This window comes from Mesorhizobium sp. P2_F8 (assembly GCF_056403655.1).
On sequence record NZ_JBFUFB010000007.1, the window covers coordinates 196,257 to 220,539 of the forward strand.

Sequence of the window (24,283 nt, forward strand, 5' to 3'; positions counted from 1 at the left end):
CGGCGTTCGAAATGCCAAATCGTTGGCTTTTCGCCAGCCTTCAACTGGACACAGCTCACCCCTGCGACGGCCTGAATCGCGCCACCAGCGTGTGGCTGTCGGCAGGGTAGGTGAGGCGCACATAAGTGACAGGGTGTTCGGCGCTCCAGGTCCGCCGCTCGACCACCAGGCAGGGCGCGCCGGCCGCAATGTCGAGTGCACCCGCGACCTGCTTGTCGGCGCCGACCGCACGGATGCGGTGCTCGGCTTCGCTCCACGGCACGCGGCCGATCAGCCACGGGCTGGGTGCGATGGCCAGGAATTCCTCGTCTGATGCTTCCGGCACGGCGGTCAGGTTGATCAGCCGCTGCTCGTGCGCGAACGGCCGCTTGCCGGCGAAATGCCGGCATTCCAGTGCCAGCACCGGCCCGGCGGCACCAAGCTCCAGCAAAGCGCGATCCTCGGCATCACTGCGTCTTTTGTGGCGCGCCACGCGCTCGTAGCGATAAAGCAGGCCGAGTGCCTCGACCTCGACCCGGATGTCATGGATCTCCAGCACCGCAGCTTGCGACTGCGGTTGGCGGACAAAGCTGCCTGAGCGGCGGCGCCGCTCGATCAGCCCCGCCTTGGCAAGCTGCGACAGTGCCTTGTTCACTGTCATGCGCGAGCAATTGTATTGCGCGCTCAGTTCGTGCTCGAACGGGATGCGATGGCCGGGCGCCCAGGCGCCGGACAGGATCTTTTCGCTGATGTCGGACAGGATGCGCTGGTGCAGCGAGACGACGCCGCCTTCCGCATCCGCCGTCTCGATCATGCTCATGCCGAAAGCGCCGTCATCACGCTGCGAAACCGCTCGGCGATGGCCTCGCGCCTTGCATGCCGGCCGCCGCTGACCTGCTTGTTGCCGTGCACCCAGACGCAGTCGACCTTGCTGCCATTCGCGAAGATCCAGGCATCGAGGATCGCGTCACCGGTCTTGCCGGCCAGCGAGGGATGATTGCCGTCGAGCGAGACGAGATCGGCGGTTGCGCCCGTGGCGATTTGCGAGGCGCCGGCGCCAAGGGCGGCGCTGCCGCCGTCGAGCGCGGCATCGAACAGCGCGCGTCCGGTCGAGCCGCCGGCCACTGCCAGCACATTGCGGGCGCGGTGCGCGAGGCGCTGCGAATATTCGAGCTGCCGCAGCTCGTCGGGAAGGCCGATCAGCACATTGGAATCGGAGCCGACGCCGAAGCGGCCGCCATGCTCCCCGAACAGCGGCGCTGCAAAAGTGCCATCGCCAAGATTGGCCTCGGTGATCGGACAAAGGCCGGCGATCGCGCCGCTCCCGGCCATCGCGACCGTCTCGGCATCGGTCATGTGAGTGGCGTGGATGAGACACCAGCGTTGGTCCACTTTCGCGTTGGCCAGCAGGAATTCGACTGGTCGCGCGCCCGACCAGGCAAGACAGTCCTCGACTTCCTTCACCTGCTCGGCGACGTGGATATGGATCGGCCCATCCGGCGCCATGGCGGCCACCTCAGTCAATTCGTCCGCTGTCGCGGCGCGCAAACTGTGCGGAGCGACGCCGACAACAGCTTGATTCAAAGTGCGAACGCATTCCCGGCTTTTCTCAACAAGCCTGGAGAAGCGGTTCACATCGTTGATGAAACGCCGTTGGCCTTCGTTTGGCGCAGCGCCTCCGAAAGAAGAGTGCGCGTAGAATACCGGCAGCAGCGTCAGGCCGATGCCGGTTTCGCCGGCCGCCGCCGCGATGCGCTCGGCCATCTCGGCAGGGTTGGAATAGGGTTGTCCGTCGCGGTCGTGATGCAGATAGTGAAATTCGCCGACGCGTGAAAAGCCGGCCTCCAGCATCTCGACATAGAGCTGCGCGGCAACCGCCTCGACCTGGTCGGGCGTCATCGACAGGGCGAAGCGATACATCACCTCGCGCCAGCTCCAGAAACTGTCGGCGGAGGGCCCGCGAAGCTCGGCCAATCCGGCCATGCCGCGCTGGAAGGCATGGCTGTGCAAATTGGGCATACCGGGCACCAGGATCGCATGGCGTTCGTCGCCGGCCACGGCGGTCGCACCCGGCTCGACAGTTGTTATGCGCCCCTTGGCCAAGGTGATCCGCACATTGCTGTGCCAGCCATTGGGAAGGAGCGCCTGTTCCGCGAAGATGTCAGTCACTTTTCTCTCCGGTTCCCTGACTCATATGCGATGATGGCACTTGCAGTGCGTTTCAATATGTATATACATAATCGCCACCGATTGAAACGGAAAAGATGATGGCTGCAGAGAGCAAAAGCCGGGCAGGGGGTCTTCGTCTATGGCGCAATGCGCGCCTGGCGACCATGGCCGAGGGAGCCGCCGGACTTGGCGTCGTCGAACACGGCGCGGTCGCGGTTCGTGATGGCCGCATTGTCTATGCCGGCCCTGAATCGGGCATGCCCACAGCGCTTGCCCAAAATGTCGAGACGATCGATTGCGAGCAGCGCTGGATCACGCCCGGCCTGATCGACTGCCATACCCATCTGGTTCATGCCGGCAACCGCGCCAATGAATTCGAGATGCGGCTGGCCGGCGCCACCTATGAAGAGGTCGCCAAGGCCGGCGGCGGCATTGTCTCCTCGGTCAAATCATTGCGTGCCGCCAGCGAGAGCGATCTGGTCGAGCAGTCGCTGCCGCGCCTCGATGCGCTGATCGCCGAGGGCGTGACGACGGTAGAAGTAAAGTCGGGATATGGGCTCGATCTGGAAAACGAAATGAAGTCGCTGCGCGCCGCGCGCCGGCTGGGCGTTGAGCGGCCGGTGACGATCCGCACAACTTTCCTTGGCGCCCATGCGTTGCCGCCGGAAGCCAAAGGCGACAAGGACGCCTTTATCGATCTGGTCGCAAGAGAAATTCTCCCGGCGGTCGCCGCCGAGGGGCTGGCCGATGCCGTCGACGGGTTTTGCGAAGGCATTGCCTTTTCTCCGGAGCAGATGGCGCTCGTGTTCGATGCCGCCAAGGCGGCAGGCTTGCCGGTCAAGCTCCACGCAGACCAGCTCTCCAACCTGCATGGCGCCGAACTTGCCGCCCGCTATGATGCGCTGTCGGCCGATCATCTCGAATACACCGACGAGGCAGGCGCCGTGGCCATGGCGAAGGCGGGAACCGTGGCGACGATCCTGCCCGGGGCCTACTATTTCATTCGCGAGACCAAGAAGCCGCCGGTCAGCCTGTTCCGCCAGCACGGCGTCAGAATGGCGGTCGCCACCGACAACAATCCCGGCACCTCGCCGCTGACCTCGCTGCTTTTGACTATGAACATGGCGGCGACCCTGTTCGGCCTGACGGTCGACGAATGCCTGGCCGGCGTTACCCGCGAGGCCGCCCGTGCGCTCGGGCTGCTGGGAGAGACCGGTACGCTCGAAGCCGGCAAATCCGCCGATCTGGCGATCTGGAACATCGAGCGCCCTGCTGAACTCGTGTACCGCATGGGCTTCAACCCGCTGCATGCCCGCATCTGGAGAGGACAATGACCGAACTGACCCTGAAGCCCGGCAATGCGACGCTGGCCGACTGGCGCGCCATCTACCGTGGCGCCGTGCCCAAGCTTGACGATGCCTGCCAGCCAAAAATCAAGGCGAGCGCCGAGGCCGTCGCCAGGATCGTCGCCAAGGGCGAGCCGGTCTATGGCATCAACACCGGCTTCGGCAAACTGGCCAGCGTCCGCATCCCCGCCGCGGATCTCGAGACCTTGCAGCGCAACATCGTGCTGTCGCATGCCGCCGGCGTCGGCGAGCCGATGCCGGTCGCTGTTTGCCGGCTGATGATGGCCCTGAAGCTGGCCAGCCTGGCGCAGGGCGCCTCCGGCGTGCGGCCGCAGACCATCGAGTTGCTTGAGGCGATGCTGGCCAACGACGTCATCCCGGTGGTGCCGGCGCAAGGCTCCGTCGGCGCCTCCGGCGACCTTGCCCCGCTGTCGCACATGACCGCGGTGATGATCGGTGTCGGCGAATGCTTTACCCCGCATGGCCGTTTCCCGGCCAAGGTCGCCTTCGTCTCGCACGGGCTGGAACCGGTGACATTGGGCGCCAAGGAAGGCCTGGCACTGCTCAATGGCACGCAATTCTCGACGGCCTATGCGCTGGCCGCTTTGTTCGAGGCCGAAGTGCTCTACCAGTCGGCGCTGGTCGCCGGCGCCTTGTCGACCGACGCGGCAAAAGGCTCCGACGCGCCCTTCGATCCGCGCATCCATCAACTGAGAAAGCATCGCGGCCAGATCGAGACGGCAGATGCGCTGCGCAATCTGATGGCCGGCAGTGCCATCCGTGAATCGCATCGCGTTGGCGACGAGCGCGTGCAGGATCCCTATTGCCTGCGCTGCCAGCCGCAGGTGATGGGTGCGGCACTCACCGTCCTGCGTCAGGCGGCGGACACGCTGGGCACCGAGGCCAATGGCGTCACTGACAATCCGCTGATTTTCGCCGAGGACGATACTGCACTTTCCGGCGGCAATTTTCATGCTGAGCCGGTGGCCTTTGCCGCCGACATGATCGCGCTCGCCGTCTGCGAGATCGGCTCGCTGTCGGAGCGGCGTATCGCCATGCTGGTCGACCCCGCGCTGTCCGGCATGCCGGCCTTCCTGACGCCCAAGCCCGGCTTGAATTCCGGTTTCATGATCCCGCAGGTGACGGCGGCGGCGCTCGTTTCCGAGAACAAGCAGAAAGCCTATCCGGCCAGCGTCGATTCCATCCCGACCTCGGCCAACCAGGAAGACCACGTTTCGATGGCAGCGCATGGCGCGCGCCGGCTGATCGGCATGGTCGAGAATGCGACGGCGGTGATCGGCATCGAATTGCTGGCCGCGGCGCAAGGCTGCGATTTCCATGCGCCACTGGCATCGAGCAATGCCCTGGAAGCGGTGCGCAAGCTGGTCCGGGCCGAGGTGCCGCATCTCGACAATGACCGCCACTTCCATCCTGATATGGAAAAAGCCATCGCCATGGTGCGCAGCGGCGCGACCGTCAAGGCAGCCGGCGCGGTAACACTACCTTCGATCTCGGGAGCCTGAACATGACCGACTGGCTTACAGTGACGGAAGGCACGGCACCTCTGCTGGTGTCGATCCCGCATACCGGCATCGATCTCGCCGGCATCGACAACCGGCTGGTCTCACCCTGGCTCGGTCGCCGCGACTGCGACTGGTGGATTGACCAGCTCTACGATTTCGCCGCCGGCCTTGGCGCGACGGTCGTGCATACGTCGATCTCGCGCACCGTCATCGACGTCAACCGCGATCCCTCCGGCGCCTCGCTCTATCCAGGGCAGACGACGACGACGCTTTGCCCGACAGAGACTTTCGACGGCGATCCGCTTTACCTGCCCGGCGAGGAACCGACGCCGGCGGAAATCAGCCAGCGCTATCAGTCATATTTCGCGCCCTACCATGAAATGCTCGGGTTTCAGGCGACCAGGCTGCGCGGCCTGCATCAGAAGGTCGTCATCTATGATTGCCACTCGATCCGCTCGGTTCTGCCGCGCCTGTTCTATGGCACGCTGCCGGTGTTCAATCTCGGCACCAATGACGGCCAGACAGCCGATCCGGTGCTGCAGGGCCTGGTCGGCCAGATCATGGCCGAAAGCGGCGACAGCTACGTCATCAACGGCCGTTTCAAGGGTGGCTGGATCACGCGCTACTTCGGCAATCCGCAAGGCGGCTTCCATGCCCTGCAGATGGAACTTGCCGATCGCGGCTACTTGCATGAGCCCGAGGGCAAGGGTGAACCGGACAATTGGCCGGTGCCCTATGATGCCGCGTTCGCCGCACCCATGGCTGCGAAGCTGAAGAAGATTCTCGAGACCGCGATCACCTGGGCGCAGAGCTGACATCGAAACATCGGGAGGATGTCATGAACCGCCATGCCAGGATCGGCTTTCTCGCCATTCTGTTCGCAGCGACGCTGGTTTTCGGCGCGTCAGCCGATGAGGTGAAGATGAAGGGCGCTGATATGCTCGCCACCTTGAAAGGCGCGCATGTCGAAGGGCCGGACTGGACACAGAGCTTCGACGACGGCGGAGCCACCATCTACACAAAAGGCGGCCCCCAGTCTCCCGGGCGTTGGGATGTTCGTGGCGACCAGTACTGCTCGCTATGGCCGCCTTCGGATGTCTGGGCCTGCTACGCCATGACCATCGATGCTTCCGACCCTGCCCATGAGCAGGTCACCTGGATCAGTGCTGACGGCCACCGCAACGCCGCGCACCTCATTCGAAAGGGACAATGATGAACAATCCTCGCCACAACATTCGCGAAGTCCGCAGCCCGCGCGGCACGGAAATCAGCGCCCGCTCCTGGTTGACGGAGGCGCCGCTGCGCATGCTGATGAACAATCTCGACCCGGACGTCGCCGAAAACCCCAACGAGCTGGTCGTCTATGGCGGCATCGGCCGGGCGGCGCGCACTTGGAACGACTTTGACCGCATCGTCGCCTCGTTGAGGACGCTGGCCGATGACGAGACCTTGCTGGTGCAGTCGGGCAAGCCGGTCGGCGTCTTCCGCACCCATCCCGACGCGCCGCGCGTGCTGATCGCCAACTCCAACCTGGTGCCGCACTGGGCGACATGGGAAAAGTTCAACGAGCTCGATAAGAAGGGTCTGATGATGTACGGCCAGATGACGGCCGGCTCGTGGATCTACATCGGCACGCAAGGCATCGTGCAGGGCACCTACGAGACCTTCGTCGAGGCCGGCCGCCAGCACTATGGCGGCAATCTCAAGGGCAAGTGGATCCTGACCGGCGGCCTCGGCGGCATGGGCGGCGCCCAGCCGCTCGCCGCAGTTATGGCCGGCGCCTGCTGCCTGGCCATCGAATGCAACCCGGATTCGATCGATTTCCGCCTGCGCACCCGCTATGTCGACGAGAAGGCCGAGACGCTCGACGAGGCGATGGCGATGATCGAGCGCTGGACCAAGGCAGGCGAGGCGAAGTCGGTAGGCCTGCTCGGCAATACAGCCGAGATCGTTCCAGAAATGTTCAGGCGCGGCATTCGCCCTGATATGGTCACCGACCAGACCTCGGCCCACGACCCCATCAACGGCTATCTGCCCAAAGGCTGGACGATGGCTGAGTGGCGTGAGAAGCGCGTCAGCGACCCGAAGGCAGTTGAAAAAGCCGCCCGCGCCTCGATGCGCGAACATGTCGAGGCGATGGTGGCGTTCTGGAACGCCGGCGTGCCGACGCTCGACTACGGCAACAACATCCGCCAGGTGGCCAAGGAGGAGGGGTTCGAGAACGCCTTTGCCTTCCCCGGCTTCGTGCCGGCCTATATCCGTCCGCTGTTTTGCCGCGGCATCGGCCCGTTCCGCTGGGCGGCCTTGTCGGGCGATCCCGAGGATATCTACAAGACCGACGCAAAGGTTCGCGAACTGACGCCCGGCAACACCCATCTGCACAACTGGCTCGACATGGCGCGCGAGCGCATCGCCTTCCAGGGCCTGCCGGCGCGCATCTGCTGGGTTGGTCTTGGCGACCGGCACAGGCTCGGCCTCGCCTTCAACGAGATGGTGGCCAAGGGCGAGCTCAAGGCGCCTGTCGTCATCGGCCGCGACCATCTCGATTCCGGCTCAGTCGCCTCGCCGAACCGCGAGACGGAATCAATGAAGGACGGCTCGGACGCGGTGTCCGACTGGCCGCTGCTCAACGCGCTGCTCAACACCGCATCTGGCGCCACCTGGGTATCGTTGCACCATGGCGGTGGTGTCGGCATGGGCTTCTCACAGCACGCCGGCATGGTCATCGTCGCCGACGGTACGCGTGAGGCGGCTAGGCGCCTCGAGCGGGTGTTGTGGAACGACCCGGCGACCGGCGTCATGCGCCACGCCGATGCCGGCTACGACATCGCAGTCGAATGCGCGAGGGAGCACCAGCTCAACCTGCCCGGCATTCTCGGGTGATGGACTGACTGATGCGCGTCCTGCGGGCAGCCGGATACAAGTCCATGCCGTGGAAGAACGGCGGCGGGGTGACGACCGAGGTCGCCGTCTCGCCTGCCGACGCCGGGCTAAATGACTTCGACTGGCGCGTCTCGATGGCGCGCGTCGAAGGCAGCGGTCCGTTCTCGCAATTTGCCGGTATCGATCGCACGCTTGCAGTGCTCGAAGGCGAGGGCATCGTGCTGGATGTTGCTGGCCGCCCGCCGATATCAGTCACTGGGGCGACCGCCCCACTTTCCTTTCCGGCTGACGTGGCGACCGCGGCCGCGCTGATCGGCGGGCCGATCACCGATCTCAATGTCATGACCCGCCGCAGCCGGATGACGCATTCGGTCGAACGCCTTATGGTTTCGAACCCTGTGGAAATCAGGACCGGGACCGGGACGACCCTCGTCCTGTGTTTGAACGGCGAAGTCACCGTGCCCGGCACCGAGCCGGTCCACCTCGGGCCGCTCGACACGCTGCTGCCCGGCCCGGACACCGCCAGCCTCTTTATCCAGCCCGTCCAGGAGACGACGCTGTTCGTGATCCGGATCGGCGGCATCTCCGGCAACGATTAACGCTTGTTTCCAAACATGATCGCGATGCCGGCGAAATATAGCGTAAGCTATCGGCGGCATCACGAAAAAGCCTGAATCCTCCCCGTCGATCGAGCTTGACGGGAGAAGGGGCGCTCGTCTTGGAATTTTTGCTGAGAGATAACGCCCTGTCGTGGTGCGGAAACAAACTTTCAGCAAGTGGGATTATGCAACCAATTGCATTTGAATCGGTTTTAGGGCCATTGCCGTGGCGGTGACGCCGCTCAGTGTCCGCATACGGAATTTTCAATGAATATTCAGACGACCCCTGCCCAGATCGAGAAGACGAGCGCGAGCTTCCCAGCCATCACGGAAGAGCCGATCCGATCCAATTTCCTACCCGAAGAGCGTCTTCGCCTGCTTGGCGAAAGCCTGGCAAAAGGCGATCTCACCGATCTGTTCGGCCTGACGCCGTTCGACTTTCAGGCCCGCATCCGCGACAGCGCCAAGAAGATCTTGGAAGTCTACCGCTCGACCAATGCCGCGCAGGCGAGGGGCGAGACGATCACGCCGGCGGCGCAGTGGCTGCTCGACAACAATTATCTGGTCGAAGAAACCATTTTCCAGGTCAAGCGCGATCTGCCGCGCCGCTTCTACCGCCAGCTGCCCAGCCTGAAACTGCCCGAGGGCGGCAGCGTGCCGCGCGCGCTGGCGCTGGCCTGGACCTATGTGGCGCATTCGGACAGTTCCGTCTCGGCGACGATGTTCAAGTCCATCGTCCAGGGCTTCCAGTCGCTCGAGCCGCTGAAGATCGGCGAACTCTGGGCGCTGCCGTCGCTTCTGCGCTTCGTCCTGATCGAAAATCTCCGCCGGCTGGCGGTCAGGGTCAACCGCACCCGCCAGATGCGCCAGATCGCCAACGATGTCGCCGACAAGGTTCTGTCGACCGACGACAGCCCGGACCGGCAGGCGATCCTGTCCAAATTCAGCGCTCATGCGCAGGACACCACCTTCGCCACCCAGCTGCTCTATCGCTTGCGCGATGGATCGCAGAATGCCGGCAAGGCCTTGGAATGGCTCGAAGGCGAGCTCGAAAAGACCGGCTCCGACGCCGAGGAAATCATCATTTCCGAACATCACACGCTGTCCAGCGGCAATGTGACGACCGGAAACATCATCCGCGGCCTGCGCCTCATCAACGACGTCGACTGGACGGTGTGGTTCGAAGGCGTCAGCCGCATCGACACCGTGCTGCGCGAGCGCACCGATTTCGCCGCGCTCGACTTCTTCTCGCGTGACCAGTACCGGACCGCGATCGAGGAACTGGCGCGCCGCTCGGACCTTTCGGAATATCGCGTCGCCGAGAAGGCCATTGAACTGGCCGATCACGCCGCCACCGAGACCCTATCGGGCGATGATGAAGGCTCTGCCACCCAAGTTGCATCCGCCCACACCGATGTCGGTTTCTTCCTCGTCGGTCCGCGCCGGCTGGAACTGGAGAAGGCGATCGGCTATCGGCCGACCATCAGCCAGACGGTCAAGCGCACCTTCCGCAAGACCGGATGGCTTGGCATCGTCGTACCGGTATTTGCGCTGACGGCCCTGCTTCTCGTGCTCACCGGCAACGCGCTGGCCAATCTCGGCCTGTCGGTGCCGTCAATCGTCGTGATGTTGGCGCTGTTTGCCGTACCGGCCAGCGAGGGCGCGCTCGCCTTCTTCAACACCGTCGTATCGCTGTTCCTGAAACCGACGCGCCTCGTTGGCTATGATTACAGGCACGGCGTGCCGCCTGAGGCGCGCACCCTGGTGGTGGTGCCGTCGCTGATCGGCTCACGCGACGACGTCGAGGAAAACATCCGCAACATCGAGGTGCATCATCTCGCGAACACGGCGGATGAAATCTATTTCGCGCTGCTTTCGGACTGGCCCGACAGCAAGACCGAAATCGATGCGGCCGATACCGAGATCCTCGAATTCGCCCGCGCCGAGATCGCTCGTCTCAACGCCCGCTATCCCTCCGAAGGCACGCCGCGTTTCTACATCCTGCACCGGCGCCGGCTCTTCAATGCGGCGCAGGGTTCCTGGATGGGCTGGGAGCGCAAGCGCGGCAAGCTGCATGAACTCGACCTTCTGCTGCGCGGCGACAGCGACACCACATTCCTGCCGCTCGACGTGCCGCTGCCCGAGAACGTCGTCCATGTGATGACGCTCGATGCCGACACGCGCACAACCCGCGACGCGGTCGCGACCCTGGTCGGCAAGCTCTGCCATCCGCTCAACCGTCCGCATTTCGATGCTACCAGGCGTGTTGTCACGGCCGGCTATGCCATCCTGCAGCCGCGCATCACCGCGTCGCTGACCAGTGGCGACGATGCGTCGTTTTTCCAGCGGGTGTTCTCGGCCAATCGCGGCCTCGACCCTTATGTCTTTGCCGTCTCCGATCTCTATCAGGATGTCTTCGGCGACGGGTCCTTCACCGGCAAGGGCCTTTATCACGTCGATGCTTTCGAGGCCGCACTACAGGGCCGCATCGAGGAAAACACCATCCTAAGCCACGATCTGCTGGAAGGCGCGCTGGCGCGCTCGGCGCTGGTCACCGACGTCGAACTGGTCGAGGACTATCCGATCCGTTATTCAGTCGACGCATCGCGCCACCATCGCTGGGCACGCGGCGACTGGCAGCTTCTCGGCTTCATGCTCGATCCGCGCTCCGGCGTGCCGGCTCTGTCGCGCTGGAAGATGGTCGACAATCTGCGCCGCTCGCTGACGCCGATCTTCTGGGTCATGGCCGCGATCGCCGGCTGGACGCTGCTGCCCTTCACGCAGGCCGCCCAATGGCAGGCCCTGCTGATCCTCAGCCTGTTCATGGCCCCGACGTTCGACATCGTCAACGCCATCCTGCCCAAGAGCGGCGACCAGACGCCGCGCGGCCATTTCTCGGCCCTGGCGCGAGACGTCGCCTTCGGCACCGCCATGGTGGCGCTGAAGATCGTGCTGATGGCGCACAACGCCTGGATGATGGGCGACGCCATCATCCGCACGATTTACCGGCTCTTCGTCAGCCGCCAGAACCTGCTGGAATGGCGCACCGCCTCGCAGGCGCACAAGGCGGGCGACAACGATGTCGGCTCCTATTACGGCATGATGTATGGCGCCGTGATCATCGGCTTCGTCGGCCTCGCCATTCCGGTGCTGGCCGATTCCACTGGCGCCTTCGTCGCCTTCTTCTTCGCCCTGTTCTGGATCGCTTCGCCGGCCATCGCCAGCTGGATCAGCCGTTCGGCCGAAACCGAGGATCGCTTGCGCATATCGCAAGCCGATATCCACGCACTGCGTACGGTGGCGCGGCGCACCTGGCATTATTTCGAAAGCTTCGTGACGGCCGAGCACCACAATCTGCCGCCGGACAATTTCCAGGAAAGCCCGGCGCCGGTCGTGGCGCCGCGCACCTCGCCGACCAATATCGGCGTCTATCTGCTGTCCGTCGTCTCTGCCCGCGACTTCGGCTGGATCAGTCTGTCCGACGCCATCACCCGCATCGACGCCACCATGACGACGATCGAAGGCATGCCGCGCGACCGTGGCCATCTCTTCAACTGGTATGACACGACGACGCTGAAGCCGCTCTACCCGCTCTACATTTCGGCTGTCGACAGCGGCAATCTGGCCGGCCATTTGGTGGCGGTTGCGGCGGCATGCGCCGAATGGGCGGAAGCGCCCTCGGTCCATCTCCAGGGCGATTTCGAAGGCATTCTGGACACGGTGACCATCCTCAGCGAGAGCCTCGACGAACTGCCCGACGACCGCCGACAGCTGCGACCGTTGCGCCAGCGCCTCGTCGACCGTCTCGACGGTATGCGGCGCGCGGTCGACACCATCAAGGCGCAGCCGGAAATGGCGTCGATCCGCACCATCAATCTGGCCGTGCTGGCCGGCGAGATCCGCAAGCTCGCCACCGCCATCCACACCGAGGCGGCGTCGGCCCAGAGCGACGTCATCGTCGACTGGGCGGCCAGGCTCGAGGCCACCTGCGAGGCGCATGTCCATGATGCGCATAGCGACGACAACGCCGTCGAGGCGCTGCGCGCCAAGCTGCTCACCTTGCGCGAGCGCACGCGCCGCTTCGCCTTCGAGATGGATTTCTCCTTCCTGATGCGGCCCGAACGCAAGCTGCTGTCGATCGGCTACCGGGTCGAGGAACACCAGCTCGATGAAAGCTGCTACGACCTTATGGCTTCCGAGGCGCGGCTGACCAGCCTGTTCGCCATCGCCAAGGGTGACCTGCCGACCGAGCACTGGTTCCGGCTTGGCCGGCCGATCGTCGAGATCGGTTTCAAGGGCGCGCTGATGTCCTGGTCCGGCTCGATGTTCGAATACCTCATGCCGCCGCTGGTGATGAAGGAGCCGCAAGGCAGCATTCTCAACCAGACCAGCAAGCTGATCATCAAGCGGCAAATCCAGTATGGCCGCCAGAAGAACGTGCCGTGGGGCATTTCGGAAGCGGCCTACAACGCCCGCGACCGCGAACTGACTTACCAGTACACCAATTTCGGCGTGCCCGGGCTCGGCCTTAAGCGCGGCCTTGGCCAGAACACGGTGATCGCGCCTTACGCCACCGTGCTCGCGGCACAGTTCAACCCGCGCGAAGCCGTGCAGAATCTCGCCCGGCTGAGGGAGATCGGCGCGCTTGGCCGCCACGGTTACTACGACGCTGTCGACTTCACGCCGCAGCGCGTGCCGGAAGGCACCGATCATGTCGTCGTGCAGAACTACATGGCCCACCATTCGGGGATGTCGATCGTGGCCGTCGCCGACGCCATCTTCGAAGGCCGCATGCGCGACCGCTTCCACAGTGACCCGGTCATCGAATCTGCTGAACTCCTGCTGCAGGAGAGGGCGCCGCGCGACATCCCGACCGCGACCGTCAGGACCGAGGCCGACGAGCGCTCCAAGGACGAGACGGAAGTCGAGAGCCCCGACACCCGCATCGTGCTCGATCCGTTGCGGTCGCTGYGGTCGACCAGTGTGATGTCGAACGGCCGCTATTCGGTGATGGTCACCGCGACCGGCTCGGGCTACAGCCGCTGGGGCGATCTCTCCATCACCCGCTGGCAGCCGGATCCAACCGAGGACCGGCTCGGCTCCTACATCTTCCTGCGGGACGCAGGCACCGGCGATTGGTGGTCGGCTACGGCCGAGCCGAAGCGTGCGGCCGAGGAAAAGGCGCAGACCTTGTTCTCCGACGACAAGGCAAGCTTCGTCAAATCGGTGGGCACGTTGCGCTCCGAAGTCGAATGTATCGTCATCTCGGAAGGCAATGGCGAGGGCCGTCGGGTCACGCTCTACAATGACGGGCCGTCCGACCGTCACATTGAAGTCACCTCCTTTGCCGAACTGGTGCTCGGCCTGGAGGCGTCGGACAACGCGCATCCGGCTTTCTCGAAGATGTTCGTGGAAACCGAAATCGCATCGAACAACGCGCAGATCTTTGCGACGCGGCGCAAGCGGGAGACCAGCGAGCCCGATATCGCCATGGTGCATTTCGTCACCGATCCGTCCGGATCGGCGCGCGATGCCGAAGCCGAGACCGACCGGCGCGCCTTCATCGGCCGCGGCCGCACCATCGTCGACGCGGCCGCCTTCGACCCCGGCGCCAGGCTTGGCGGCCATTCGGGTTTCACGCTCGATCCGGTCGCAGCGCTGCGCCGCCAGGTGCGCGTGCCTGCCAACAAGAAGATATCGCTGACCTTCTGGACCGTCGTCGGCGCCAGCCGCGCCGAACTGGAAGAGGCCCTTGCCCGGCTTGACCATCCGGAGAGTTTTGCCCGCCAGGCCATGCTCGCCTGGACGCGAAGCCAGGTGCAGACCCGTCATATGGGCCTCAGCCTGACCGATGCCGCCAATGTGCAGAAACTGGCGCGCTATCTGATCTATCCAGATCCGTTCCTGCGTCTTCCGGCCGAATCCATCGCCACGGGGCTGGGCAAGCAGTCGAGCCTGTGGCCGACCAGCATTTCGGGCGATTTCCCGATCTTCCTGGTCAGGATCGGCGACGTCGCCGATCTCGAAATCGTCGCCCAGGCGCTGCGTTTCCAGGAATACATGCGCACCCGCGGCATGATGATCGACTTCGTCGTCGTCAACGAGCAGGCCTCCTCCTATGTCCAGGACCTGCAGCGGGCCGTCGAGACGCTGTGCGAAAACAGCCGACTGCGCGGCAAGGAACTCGGGCCTCGCCAGCACATTTTCGCGGTGCGCCGCGACCTGATGGACGAGATCACCTACAAGACGCTGCTCGCTGTCGCCCGCGTCGTCCTGCACACGCGCAACGGCACCATCTTCGACCAGATCGAGCGGGCCGAGGCGGCCGCCCTGCAGGCGCGCGACGCCCTGCAGCCGGCAGCATTGGCGGTCGCGCGCGAATTGCAGTCGCCGGTGCCCGTGATGCATGCCTCGCAGGCCGTGGCGGATGTCAGCGCCGATGGAAGCGGCCTCAGCCAATGGAATGGCTTCGGTGGTTTCGATGGCGACGGGCGGCACTATGTCGTGCGCCTGGCTGGCCGGCGCACCACGCCGCAGCCATGGATCAACGTCGTCTCCAACGCTTCGTTCGGCTTCCACACCTCCGCCGAGGGTGCCGCCTTCACCTGGAGCCGCAACAGCCGTGACTACCAGCTGACGCCGTGGTCGAACGATCCGGTCTCGAACCGGCCGGGCGAGGGCGTCTACATCTACGATCAGGCCAGCGGCAAGGCGTTCTCGCCGCTCGCCGCCGTGGTACGCGACCCCTCGATGACCTACGAGGCCTGGCACGGCCAGGGTTTCTCGACGTTCCGTTCGAGGCGCGGGCCGCTGTCGATGGACCTCACCCATGTCGTCGACCCGATCGACCCGGTGAAGATCTCGCGGCTGCGTATCCAGAATTCGGGCTCGATGCCGGCGCGGCTGCGTGTCTACGCCTATGCCGAATGGGTGCTCGGTGGGCATCGGTCGCGCACGGCGGCAACTATCGTCCCGTCGCGCGACGCTGCTACCGGTGCGTTGCTGGCGCAAAACCCCTACGGGCTCGATTTCAGCGAGCGGGTGGCCTTCCTTGCCGCCGACGGGGGCGTCCATTCGGTGACGACCGACCGTTCGGAGTTCCTCGGCCGGCATGGCTCCAGCGAACTCCCACAGGCGGTGCTGAGCGGCGCGGCGTTGTCGGGCCGTGTCGAGGCCGGAGACGATCCTTGCGCTGCGATTGCCCGCGACATCGAAATCCCGGCCGGCGGCGACGTGACGCTGCTCTGGCTGCTCGGCGATGCCGAGACCGTCGAGGAGGCCAGCGCCCTGGTGCAGGAGCATCGGGTCAAGGATTTCGACCGGCGGCTGGCCGACAATGAGCGCGAATGGCGCGGCTTCCTCGACACCATCCAGGTCGAGACGCCGGACAAGGCGCTCGACGCCATGGTCAACCACTGGCTGCCCTACCAGAGCCTCGCCTGCCGCATTCGCGCCCGCTCCGCCTTCTACCAGGCAAGCGGTGCGTTCGGCTTCCGCGACCAGTTGCAGGACACGCTGGCATTGCTGGCGCATGATCCGCAACTGGCGCGCGACCAGATCCTCAACGCGGCGCGGCGGCAGTTCCCCGAAGGCGACGTGCAGCATTGGTGGCTGCCGCGCACCGGGGCCGGCGTGCGCACCATGATCTCCGACGACGTGGTCTGGCTCGCCCACGCCACGGCGCGCTATTTGCTGGTCACCGGCGATGCCACCATCCTGAAGCAGCAACTGCCGTTCATCGATGGACAGGCGCTGGGCGAGTGCGAGCACGATGCCTTCTTCACCCCGGAAATCTTGAAGAAGACGGCGTCGCTCTACGACCATTGCGCGCGGGCGCTCGATCTTGCCATCAAGCGCAGCAGCCCCGCCGGGCTGCCGCTGATCCTCGGCGGCGACTGGAACGACGGCATGAACCGCGTCGGCGAACACGGCAAGGGCGAGAGCGTCTGGCTCGGCTGGTTCCTGCTGAAGACGCTGGGCGACTTCGCCGCAATTGCCAAGACCGAAGGCGATGCCAAGCACGCGCAAGCCTGGGCAAAGCATGCCGATGCGTTGAAGCGGGCGCTTGAAAGCACGGCATGGGATGGCGAATGGTACAGGCGCGGCAGCTTCGACGACGGCACGCCGCTCGGGTCGCGGTCCTCGCAGGAGTGCAAGATCGACTCGATCGCCCAGTCCTGGAGCGTGCTTTCGGGAGAGGGCGATCCGGCCCGATCGACGACGGCGATGGAGCAGGCGACCAAACTGCTCGTCGATGACAAGCTCAAGATCGTCAAGCTGTTCACGCCGCCGTTCTCGAAGACGGACAAGGAACCGGGTTACATCAAGAGCTATCCGCCCGGTGTTCGCGAAAATGGCGGCCAGTACACCCACGCCGCCACGTGGTTCGTCATCGCGCTTGCCGAGATGGGCCGGACCGACGAGGCCTATCGTTGTTTCTCGATGCTGAACCCGGTCAACCATGCGACCGACGAGGCCTCGGCCGAGCACTATCGCGTCGAGCCCTATGTGGTGGCGGCTGACATCTACGCCGGGGACGACAAGGGCGGCCGTGGCGGCTGGACCTGGTACACCGGCTCGGCCGGCTGGCTCTACAGGGCTGCAGTCGAAGGGATCCTCGGCATCGAACGGCGCGGCAAGCGTGTTCAGTTCAAGCCAAAACTCCCCGGCCATTGGGACGGATACTCGGCAACCCTCAAGATGCTGGGGGCCGAACTCAAGGTTCGCGTCGTCCGCGACAATAAGGCCAAGGCGGTTTCGCTGGAGCTGAATGGGGCCAAGACCAAGGTTTCGGCAGTCGAACTGAAGGATGGCGAAGTTACCGACGTCGTCATCAGGATCCCGGCCTGAGGCATTTTGCCCAGAAAGCGTGCTCTCGGGCTCAAGAGCCCGGGGGCGGTTTCGGGACCACAACAGGATGTAAGGCGCCATGCCACCCTGCGTTGCCATCGCCTTGGGTGAAGGGCGCGCCGATTAAAAGCACATAAAATCAAAGGCTTGATGCAAAGTGCATACGCCGCCCAGGCTGGCTGGGCTTGGCATCTCGTCGCCTTTGGCGGGCGCGAGGCCGCATTTGTTTGGCGCTATACTGTGTAGAAGGCGATTTCGGCATTGGTCATCCGCCAGACATCGTTGTTGATTAAATTTGTGGCAGCACGTGCCAGCTGCCATGATTTCGCCGCATGCCTGACATTTTACCTGTCTTCTCAAACCGTTAGGTGATCACGGCAGATTTCGGAACGTCGCCATCTTTTGTTCGCGAATTGGGAACTGAAGAGGTACACGGCCATTGTTTTGCGACGTATCAACCGGTACGAGTCAAATGATGCAGTGCACAATAAACAGGATGGCGGAGTAACTGGGGTGACCCTTCTGCAAATCTACTGGCGAGCGCTCGGTTATCTGGCCGCAGACAGGAAACGCGTCGCGTTGATCTGTTCGGCCAACGTCGCTCTCGCAATCATCGCCATTCTCGAGCCGATCATGTTCGGACGAGTGATCGATGCGATTTCCGAACGCGGATCGGTGTTTGCCACGCTTGCCCTGTGGGCGGGCCTGGGCGCCTTCAACATCGTGGCCTTCGTCCTGGTGGCGCGCGGTGCCGATCGCTTTGCCCACAAGCGTCGCAGCGAGGTGCTTTGCCAGTCGTTCGAGCGCGTGATCACCATGCCGCTTGCTTGGCATCACCAGCGCGGCACCTCCAATGCCCTGCACACCCTGTTGCGCGCGGTCGAGACCCTGTTCAGCCTGTGGCTTGAATTCATGCGCCAGCACCTGTCGACGGCGGTCGCGCTGTTCCTGCTGATCCCGACCGCGATCAGCATGGACCTGCGCATGTCGATGGTGCTGTTGGCGCTCGGCGTGCTCTATGTCGGCATCGGCCGGCTGGTGATGAAGCGGACCAAGGAAGGTCAGGCGGCGGTTGAGCGCCATTACCACAAGGTTTTCGCGCATGTGACCGACTCGGTCTCCAACGTCGCCGTCCTGCAGAGCTACAACCGCCTCGGCCACGAGGCAGACACGCTACGCCGCTATGTCAAGAACCTGCTCGACGCGCAGAACCCGGTGCTCGACTGGTGGGCGATGGCCAATGCGCTTCACCGTCTGTCGTCGACAATCTCGATGATGGTGGTGCTGCTGATCGGCGCCTATCTGGTCACCCATGGCCAGCTGCGTATCGGCGACGTCATCGCCTTCACCGGCTTTGCCACGCTGCTGATCGCCAGGCTCGACCAGATGTCGGCTTTCGCCAACCAGATTTCGGAGGCCCGTGCCAAGCTCGAGGACTTCTACCACCTCGAGGATTCCGCGGCCGACGCCGCCGAGCCGGACGGGTTGCGCGATCTCACCAACGTCACCGGCCATGTTCGCTTCGAGAATGTCGGCTTCGAATTCGCCAATTCGGGCCAGGGCATCGACGACGTGTCGTTCGAGGTCCAGGCCGGTCAGACGGTCGCCATCGTCGGCCCGACGGGGGCCGGCAAGACCACGCTCATCAATCTGCTGCAGCGCGTCTTCTCGCCGTCCCATGGCCGTATCCTGGTCGACGGCATCGACACCCGCAGCGTGACCCGCAAGTCGCTGCGTCATTCGATCGCCACCGTGTTCCAGGATGCGGGCCTGCTCAACCGCTCGATCGAGGACAACATCCGCGTCGGGCGGGCTGACGCGACCAATGACGAGGTCCATGCAGCCGCCACCGCGGCTGCCGCGCAGGACTTCATCCTGTCCAAGAGCAATGGCTATGACACGCTGGTTGGCGAACGTGGCGGCCAGCTGTCGGGTGGCGAGCGCCAGCGCATCGCTATTGCCCGCGCCGTGCTGAAGGATGCCCCTATCCTGGTGCTCGACGAGGCGACCAGCGCCCTCGACGTCGAGACCGAGGATCGGGTCAAGGAAGCGATCGACGAATTGCGGCGCGACCGCACCACCTTCATCATCGCCCACCGCCTGACCACCGTTCGCGACGCCGATCTGGTCGTGTTCATGGACAAGGGCAGGGTGGTCGAGATGGGCGGCTTCGCCGAACTGTCGATGCGCAATGGCCGCTTTGCCAGCCTGCTGCGCGCCGGCGGCCTGCTCAACGACGAGGAGGTTCGCCGCCTCAGCCGCACCGTGCAGCAACAGCAGGAAGCCGCCGCCTGATTTCGTTCTTTACCTCCCCCTTGTGGGGAGGTCGGACCCAAGGTCCGGGTGGGCCTCCTCCGCTGCTTCGCAGTGCCCTCCATGCAAGGAGGCAGCCTGCGACACCACCGCTCGATTGCCCCAAGCGCACGAGCGGTCTATGTAGATCCGCATGAGCGACGCGACTTCACGCCTGACCGGCTGGATGGATCTTGCCAACCCGACGCGCTTTGTCGGGCTGGCAGACAGGGTCGTGCCATGGCTGGCGTCCATCGCCGCACTGGTCCTTGCCGTCGGGCTCTATATGAGTTTCGCCGCGCCTGAGGATTTCCAGCAAGGCATTACCGTTCGCATCATGTACATCCACGTGCCTTTCGCCTGGCTCGCCATGATGTGCTACACGCTGATGGCGGTCTCCGCACTTGGCACTCTGGTCTGGCGGCATCCGCTGGCCGATGTGGCGCTGAAATCGGCGGCCCCCATAGGCGCGGTCTTCACAGCGCTGGCGCTGATCACCGGCTCGATCTGGGGCAAGCCGATGTGGGGCACCTGGTGGGTCTGGGATGCGCGGCTGACCTCGGTCTTCGTGCTGTTCCTGATGTATCTCGGCATCATCGCGCTGACCCGCGCGCTCGACGATGCCGGACGCGCCGCCTGGGCCGCCGCCATCATCACCCTGGTCGGCTTCATCAACATCCCGATCATCAAATTCTCGGTCGACTGGTGGAACACGCTGCACCAGCCGGCTTCGGTGTTCAGGCTCGGCGGGCCGACCATCGACCCCAGCCTGCTGTGGCCGCTGCTGGTGATGGCCGTCGGCTTCACGGTGCTGTTCTTCGCGCTGCACCTGATGGCGATGCGCACGGAAATTCGCCGCCGCCGGGTTATTGCCATGCGGCGTGTGGCGGCACGACAGGCTAGCTGACGACCGGCGAGTTCTCAAAAAATCTTGCTGCGCGCGGCAGCACTCGCTGGCGTGGGGTTAGCCCATCCGTCCGCGCGCTGCCACCGGCAGTGTCTCCAGCACCTTGTCGCCGTCGATCAGGTTGACCTCGTTGAACAGGTTGGTGACCACGCAGCAATGGTCGGGCACGACGCGGACGCGTTCGCCGATGCGCAGCTTGGCATGGTCTGAAAGCGTGACGGTGCCGTGCTCCTCGCTCAAGCCCGTCACCCGCGCTCCCGCAACGCCAAGCAGTTCGCCAAAATCGGCAAGCCCCAGCGTGTCGCTGGACAGCGCCTTGCTGCCGGCATCGAGGATAGCGCGCGTTGCTGTCGGATGGCTGACCACCGTCGACAGCACCGTCAGCGCGCAATCGTCGAGAGTGCCGACGCCTTTGGCGACCTGGTAGCGGTCGAGATAGATGTAGGTGCCGGGGCGATACTCGGTGACGACCGATGCCTCGTTGGAGCGCCACATATCCGGCGTGCCGCCGCTGGAGATGCGGTCACAGGCGAGGCCCGAACCGGCCAAGGCCTGCCTGACGTCGGCAAGCCACGCTTCGGCCTCCGCCGCGCGGCCAGCGGCCGGGTAGGTCATCAGCCCGCCGAAGGCAAGGCCGCCGGCCTTGTCGATCTGTCTTGCCAGCGCAACGGCTTCATCCGCCGTCTGCACGCCGCAGCGGCCCATGCCGGTGTCGAACTCGACCAGCACCGGCAGAGGATGGCCGGCATCGGTGAAGGTGGCCGCCAGCCCCTCGATCGTGTCCAAGCTATCAGCCGTCACCGACAGGGTGACACGGCCATGCAGCGCCAGAAGCCGTTCCAGCTTGGCCCGCCCGAGGATGTTGTAGGGGAGAAAAATATCTGTCAGGCCAGCGTCGGCCATCACCTCGGCCTCGCCGATCTTCTGGCAGGTGATGCCGACGGCGCCGGCCGCGACCTGCTTCTTCGCCCAATAGGGCAGTTTGTGCGTCTTGATATGCGGCCTAAGCTGCAGCCCGTTCTTGTCGGCATGGGCCTGGGCGCGGGCAATGTTGGCTTCGGCGCGTGCGGCGTCGATCAGGATCGATGGCGTATCGAGGTCGTGGATGGTCGGCATCGTCTGTCATCCCATGGAAATCCGCAGGGTTTATGACCCCGAAAGCGCATGATGTCACGCGGCCAGCGCAGCTGATCTGTGGTCCATGCGCTTACGCCGCAAGGACGGGCAGGGCGGCAAGATGGATCGACACCGGATCGGCGTTCCGCTATGCGATTTGTCGGAAAAATCGACACGAAGGACCATGATCATGAAACGCTCCGCCATCAACGACATCATCCGCGACGCCGACGCTTTCATCCGCTCGTTCGGCTACATCATGCCGCCCTTCGCCTATTGGTCGCCGCAGGAGGCAAAGGCGCGCCAGGTCGATTCCTCGGCCGTTTTCACCTCACGGCTTGGCTGGGACATCACCGACTATGGGCAGGAGAAGTTCGATGAACTGGGCCTGTTCCTGTTCACCGTTCGCAACGGCCGCTACGAAGACATGAAGAAGGGCATGGGCATGCTCTATGCCGAGAAGATCATGATCTCGCGCAAGGACCAGCTGTCGCCGATGCACCGCCACAACATCAAGGCCGAGGACATCATCAACCGCGGCGGCGGCAAGCTGGTGCTGGAACTGTTCATGCACGATCGCGACGGTGGTATCGATCCCAAGGCCGAGGTGTCGGTGCCTGTCGATGGAACCATCCACAGGCTGCCGGCGGGCGGGCTCCTGAAGCTCGACCCGGGCCAGAGCGTCACGCTGCTGCCCGGCGTCTGGCACGCCTTCTGGGCCGAGGGCAAGGATGTGCTGATAGGCGAGGTGTCGACCGTCAATGACGATCTCACCGACAATGTGTTCCGCGAGCAGATCGGCCGTTTCTCCAACATCGACGAGGACGTCGCCCCGGTGCACCTGCTGGTGTCCGACTATGAGAAGTGGCTGGGGTAGCTTCGGGGCTCAGTGACAGCAGCTGGGCGCTGACTGTACGCTCGTCCTGCAGAGGCAGGACGAGGTGATCGGCACGTCTGCCTTGGCCAGCGCCGTGGCAAGGCTTGCCTGCAGCGCCGCCAGTTCTTCGGTCTCGTCGCGCCGCTTCAGGCATTCCACCAGCCCGTGCAGTGCCCAGACATTGTTCGGATGCTGGGCGCAGCGCTGCACCTTGCCGCTCAGACCCAGATCGTCGCGATAGACCTGCTCGGCTTCCTCGGCGTGACCCTGGTCGAGAAGCAGCGCCGCCAGCGCATGGCGCGGCGGGTGCATCCACGCCCACGGCTCGGTGTAGGACAGATTGTCGTCAAGCTCGACCGCTTGCCGCAGATGGCCGTATGCATCGTCATGCCGGCCCTGGTGAAAGGCAAGCTCGCCATCGAGGAGAGCCGCGCCGACAGCCAGCGAGGCGCGGGTCGGGTTGCTGAGGAAGCGCCGTTCGGCGGGAATGCCTTCCAGATGCCGGTGGAATTTTTCGCGCTCGCGTTCCGCCTCGACAAAATTCCTCAGCGTCGCGTGCGCCACACCCTTGGCGTAGTGCTGCATGGCCGCCGTCAGCACATAGAGGCCGGGCTCCTGGGTCACCGGTTCGTCGATGATTTCCTGCCAGCGGCCGAAGCGCACCTCAACATGCGATTTCATCGCGTGGTAGCCTTCCACCGTCTGCGTGAGTTTGGGCCGGTCGGGAAGGCTGACCACATCGCGCGTCACCAGGCTGCGCACTCTGTCGGCGGCCCACAGCGCCGGCCTGGACTGGCCGAGCAACATGCAGGTGAACATCATCAGATGCAGGTCGTGGCAGCAGCCGAGCAGGTAGTAGGTTGGCTCGTCCGCATAGGCGAGATAGAGGTCGTTGGCGCGAACCGCCTTCTCGCTGGCGAGCTTGGCCTTCTCGTACGCGCTGCACAGCACATAGATGTGACCCGGCATGTGGTTCATGTGCCCGGCATCGGGGCACATTTCGCCGAGCAGGTCCGCCGATCGCATGCCGCGTTCCGGCATGGTCGACATTTCCAGGAGATGGATGTGCAGATGGACGATCGCCGGATGCTGTGAAATGCCGGCCTCGTCGGCAAGCCGGATCGACCGCTCGCAAACCGCGAGCGCCTCGATCACGTCGGAGTTCGGCGCCGGCGCTCCGGTCTTGAGGTTCCACAACCGCCGCACCGTACGCATCATCAGCGCCTCGACCAGCAGCGCCATCACGTCATGGTCATCAGGAAAGCTTTGATACACCAGCCGCATCGCGGCGGCGTAGGCGTCATCCCACTGCTCGAATTCCGGCGGCGTCACCCGATGCGGTTTTTGGAAGCGGCAGGCCAGCGCCTCGATCAATCGCCTTTCGACCTCGCTGGCGGAAGCCGCATTGGCGCGTGCGAGTTGAACATGCTCGAAGCAGCGCTTCGTCGCGCTGTTCGCCTCGGCCTCGCCATGCTCCTTCCAGGTCAGATTGTAGAAAGGCCCGGCGGCATAGGCGATGCCCCAATGCACCATCGGGCAATCAGGGTCCGTTGCGAGTGCCTTCTCAAAACACTTGATGCCTTCCTCATGGTTGAAGCCGTAGCACCAGTTCAGGCCGATATCGAACCAGCGCTGGGTTTCCGCCGAGTGGGTGGAGATGGGGCGGCGGTAGCTGCCGAGGTTGAAGCGATCCATTAAGCCCCCGAGTTCTCCGAGCGCTTTGGTCAGAGTGCGCTTACAGA

General features: G+C 64.3%; 14 protein-coding genes. 10 read left to right on the forward strand and 4 right to left on the reverse strand.

From position 1 onward, the window contains the following. Positions 1-55: 55 nt before the first annotated feature. Together hutC and AC1DZP_RS18970 are read right to left on the reverse strand one after the other, a co-directional pair. A complete protein-coding gene (gene hutC / locus AC1DZP_RS18965; RefSeq protein ID WP_477304491.1) occupies positions 56-799 on the reverse strand; it encodes a histidine utilization repressor in 744 nt (247 codons plus the stop codon). After that, positions 796-2,148: a formimidoylglutamate deiminase gene (locus tag AC1DZP_RS18970; protein ID WP_477304493.1), complete on the reverse strand. Its 1,353-nt coding sequence runs from the start codon at positions 2,146-2,148 to the stop codon at positions 796-798. The genes hutC and AC1DZP_RS18970 overlap by 4 nt, the downstream gene beginning before the upstream one ends. A 98-nt stretch (positions 2,149-2,246) precedes the next feature. Here AC1DZP_RS18970 and hutI point away from each other — a divergent pair, with 98 nt between their 5' ends. The 9 genes from hutI (at position 2,247) to AC1DZP_RS19015 (ending at position 20,548) form a co-directional block, all read left to right on the forward strand. Then, entirely contained in the window at positions 2,247-3,482 is a 1,236-nt protein-coding gene (hutI, locus tag AC1DZP_RS18975; protein ID WP_477304495.1) for an imidazolonepropionase, read from the forward strand. Beyond that, positions 3,479-5,017: a histidine ammonia-lyase gene (gene hutH / locus AC1DZP_RS18980; protein ID WP_457152813.1), complete on the forward strand. Its 1,539-nt coding sequence runs from the start codon at positions 3,479-3,481 to the stop codon at positions 5,015-5,017. The genes hutI and hutH overlap by 4 nt, the downstream gene beginning before the upstream one ends. A gap of 2 nt (positions 5,018-5,019) precedes the next feature. After that, entirely contained in the window at positions 5,020-5,832 is an 813-nt protein-coding gene (gene hutG, locus AC1DZP_RS18985; protein WP_477304497.1) for an N-formylglutamate deformylase, read from the forward strand. A 23-nt stretch (positions 5,833-5,855) separates the two neighbouring features. Next, positions 5,856-6,230, forward strand: a complete 375-nt coding sequence (locus AC1DZP_RS18990; protein WP_477304499.1) for a hypothetical protein — start codon at positions 5,856-5,858, stop codon at positions 6,228-6,230. Further along, positions 6,227-7,900: a urocanate hydratase gene (hutU, locus tag AC1DZP_RS18995; protein ID WP_457152815.1), complete on the forward strand. Its 1,674-nt coding sequence runs from the start codon at positions 6,227-6,229 to the stop codon at positions 7,898-7,900. Before AC1DZP_RS18990 ends, hutU begins: the two co-directional genes overlap by 4 nt. Positions 7,901-7,911: 11 nt before the next feature. Then, complete coding sequence (locus AC1DZP_RS19000; protein ID WP_457152816.1) at positions 7,912-8,499, forward strand: HutD/Ves family protein; 588 nt, start codon at positions 7,912-7,914, stop codon at positions 8,497-8,499. Positions 8,500-8,766: 267 nt separating this feature from the next. Next, on the forward strand, positions 8,767-17,349 hold the full coding sequence (locus tag AC1DZP_RS19005) for a glycoside hydrolase family 94 protein (RefSeq protein WP_477304501.1): 8,583 nt from the start codon (positions 8,767-8,769) through the stop codon (positions 17,347-17,349). 513 nt (positions 17,350-17,862) lie between these two features. Further along, complete coding sequence (locus tag AC1DZP_RS19010) at positions 17,863-19,644, forward strand: glucan ABC transporter ATP-binding protein/ permease (protein ID WP_095085827.1); 1,782 nt, start codon at positions 17,863-17,865, stop codon at positions 19,642-19,644. A gap of 151 nt (positions 19,645-19,795) precedes the next feature. Further along, positions 19,796-20,548: a heme ABC transporter permease gene (locus tag AC1DZP_RS19015; RefSeq protein WP_477228897.1), complete on the forward strand. Its 753-nt coding sequence runs from the start codon at positions 19,796-19,798 to the stop codon at positions 20,546-20,548. 57 nt (positions 20,549-20,605) lie between these two features. On the opposite strand, the gene AC1DZP_RS19020 is transcribed toward AC1DZP_RS19015, so the two are convergent. Continuing rightward, positions 20,606-21,664: a D-TA family PLP-dependent enzyme gene (locus AC1DZP_RS19020; RefSeq protein WP_477304503.1), complete on the reverse strand. Its 1,059-nt coding sequence runs from the start codon at positions 21,662-21,664 to the stop codon at positions 20,606-20,608. A 190-nt stretch (positions 21,665-21,854) separates the two neighbouring features. On the opposite strand from AC1DZP_RS19020, the gene AC1DZP_RS19025 reads away from it, so the two are divergent. Next, positions 21,855-22,541: a D-lyxose/D-mannose family sugar isomerase gene (locus AC1DZP_RS19025; protein WP_477304506.1), complete on the forward strand. Its 687-nt coding sequence runs from the start codon at positions 21,855-21,857 to the stop codon at positions 22,539-22,541. A gap of 9 nt (positions 22,542-22,550) precedes the next feature. On the opposite strand, the gene AC1DZP_RS19030 is transcribed toward AC1DZP_RS19025, so the two are convergent. Further along, the gene (locus AC1DZP_RS19030) at positions 22,551-24,236 is read right to left on the reverse strand and encodes a hypothetical protein (RefSeq protein ID WP_477304508.1); all 1,686 of its coding nucleotides are present in this window, start codon (positions 24,234-24,236) and stop codon (positions 22,551-22,553) included. Positions 24,237-24,283: the final 47 nt, after the last annotated feature.

Bases quoted from the DNA above. Each gene is read 5' to 3' on its own strand.
- hutC (WP_477304491.1), bottom strand. From the start codon at position 799: ATGAGCATGATCGAGACGGCGGATGCGGAAGGCGGCGTCGTCTCGCTG.
- AC1DZP_RS19030 (WP_477304508.1), bottom strand. From the start codon at position 24,236: ATGGATCGCTTCAACCTCGGCAGCTACCGCCGCCCCATCTCCACCCAC.
- hutH (WP_457152813.1), top strand. From the start codon at position 3,479: ATGACCGAACTGACCCTGAAGCCCGGCAATGCGACGCTGGCCGACTGG.
- hutI (WP_477304495.1), top strand. From the start codon at position 2,247: ATGGCTGCAGAGAGCAAAAGCCGGGCAGGGGGTCTTCGTCTATGGCGC.
- hutU (WP_457152815.1), top strand. From the start codon at position 6,227: ATGATGAACAATCCTCGCCACAACATTCGCGAAGTCCGCAGCCCGCGC.
- AC1DZP_RS19020 (WP_477304503.1), bottom strand. From the start codon at position 21,664: ATGCCGACCATCCACGACCTCGATACGCCATCGATCCTGATCGACGCC.
- AC1DZP_RS18990 (WP_477304499.1), top strand. From the start codon at position 5,856: ATGAACCGCCATGCCAGGATCGGCTTTCTCGCCATTCTGTTCGCAGCG.
- AC1DZP_RS19000 (WP_457152816.1), top strand. From the start codon at position 7,912: ATGCGCGTCCTGCGGGCAGCCGGATACAAGTCCATGCCGTGGAAGAAC.
- hutG (WP_477304497.1), top strand. From the start codon at position 5,020: ATGACCGACTGGCTTACAGTGACGGAAGGCACGGCACCTCTGCTGGTG.
- AC1DZP_RS19025 (WP_477304506.1), top strand. From the start codon at position 21,855: ATGAAACGCTCCGCCATCAACGACATCATCCGCGACGCCGACGCTTTC.
- AC1DZP_RS19015 (WP_477228897.1), top strand. From the start codon at position 19,796: ATGAGCGACGCGACTTCACGCCTGACCGGCTGGATGGATCTTGCCAAC.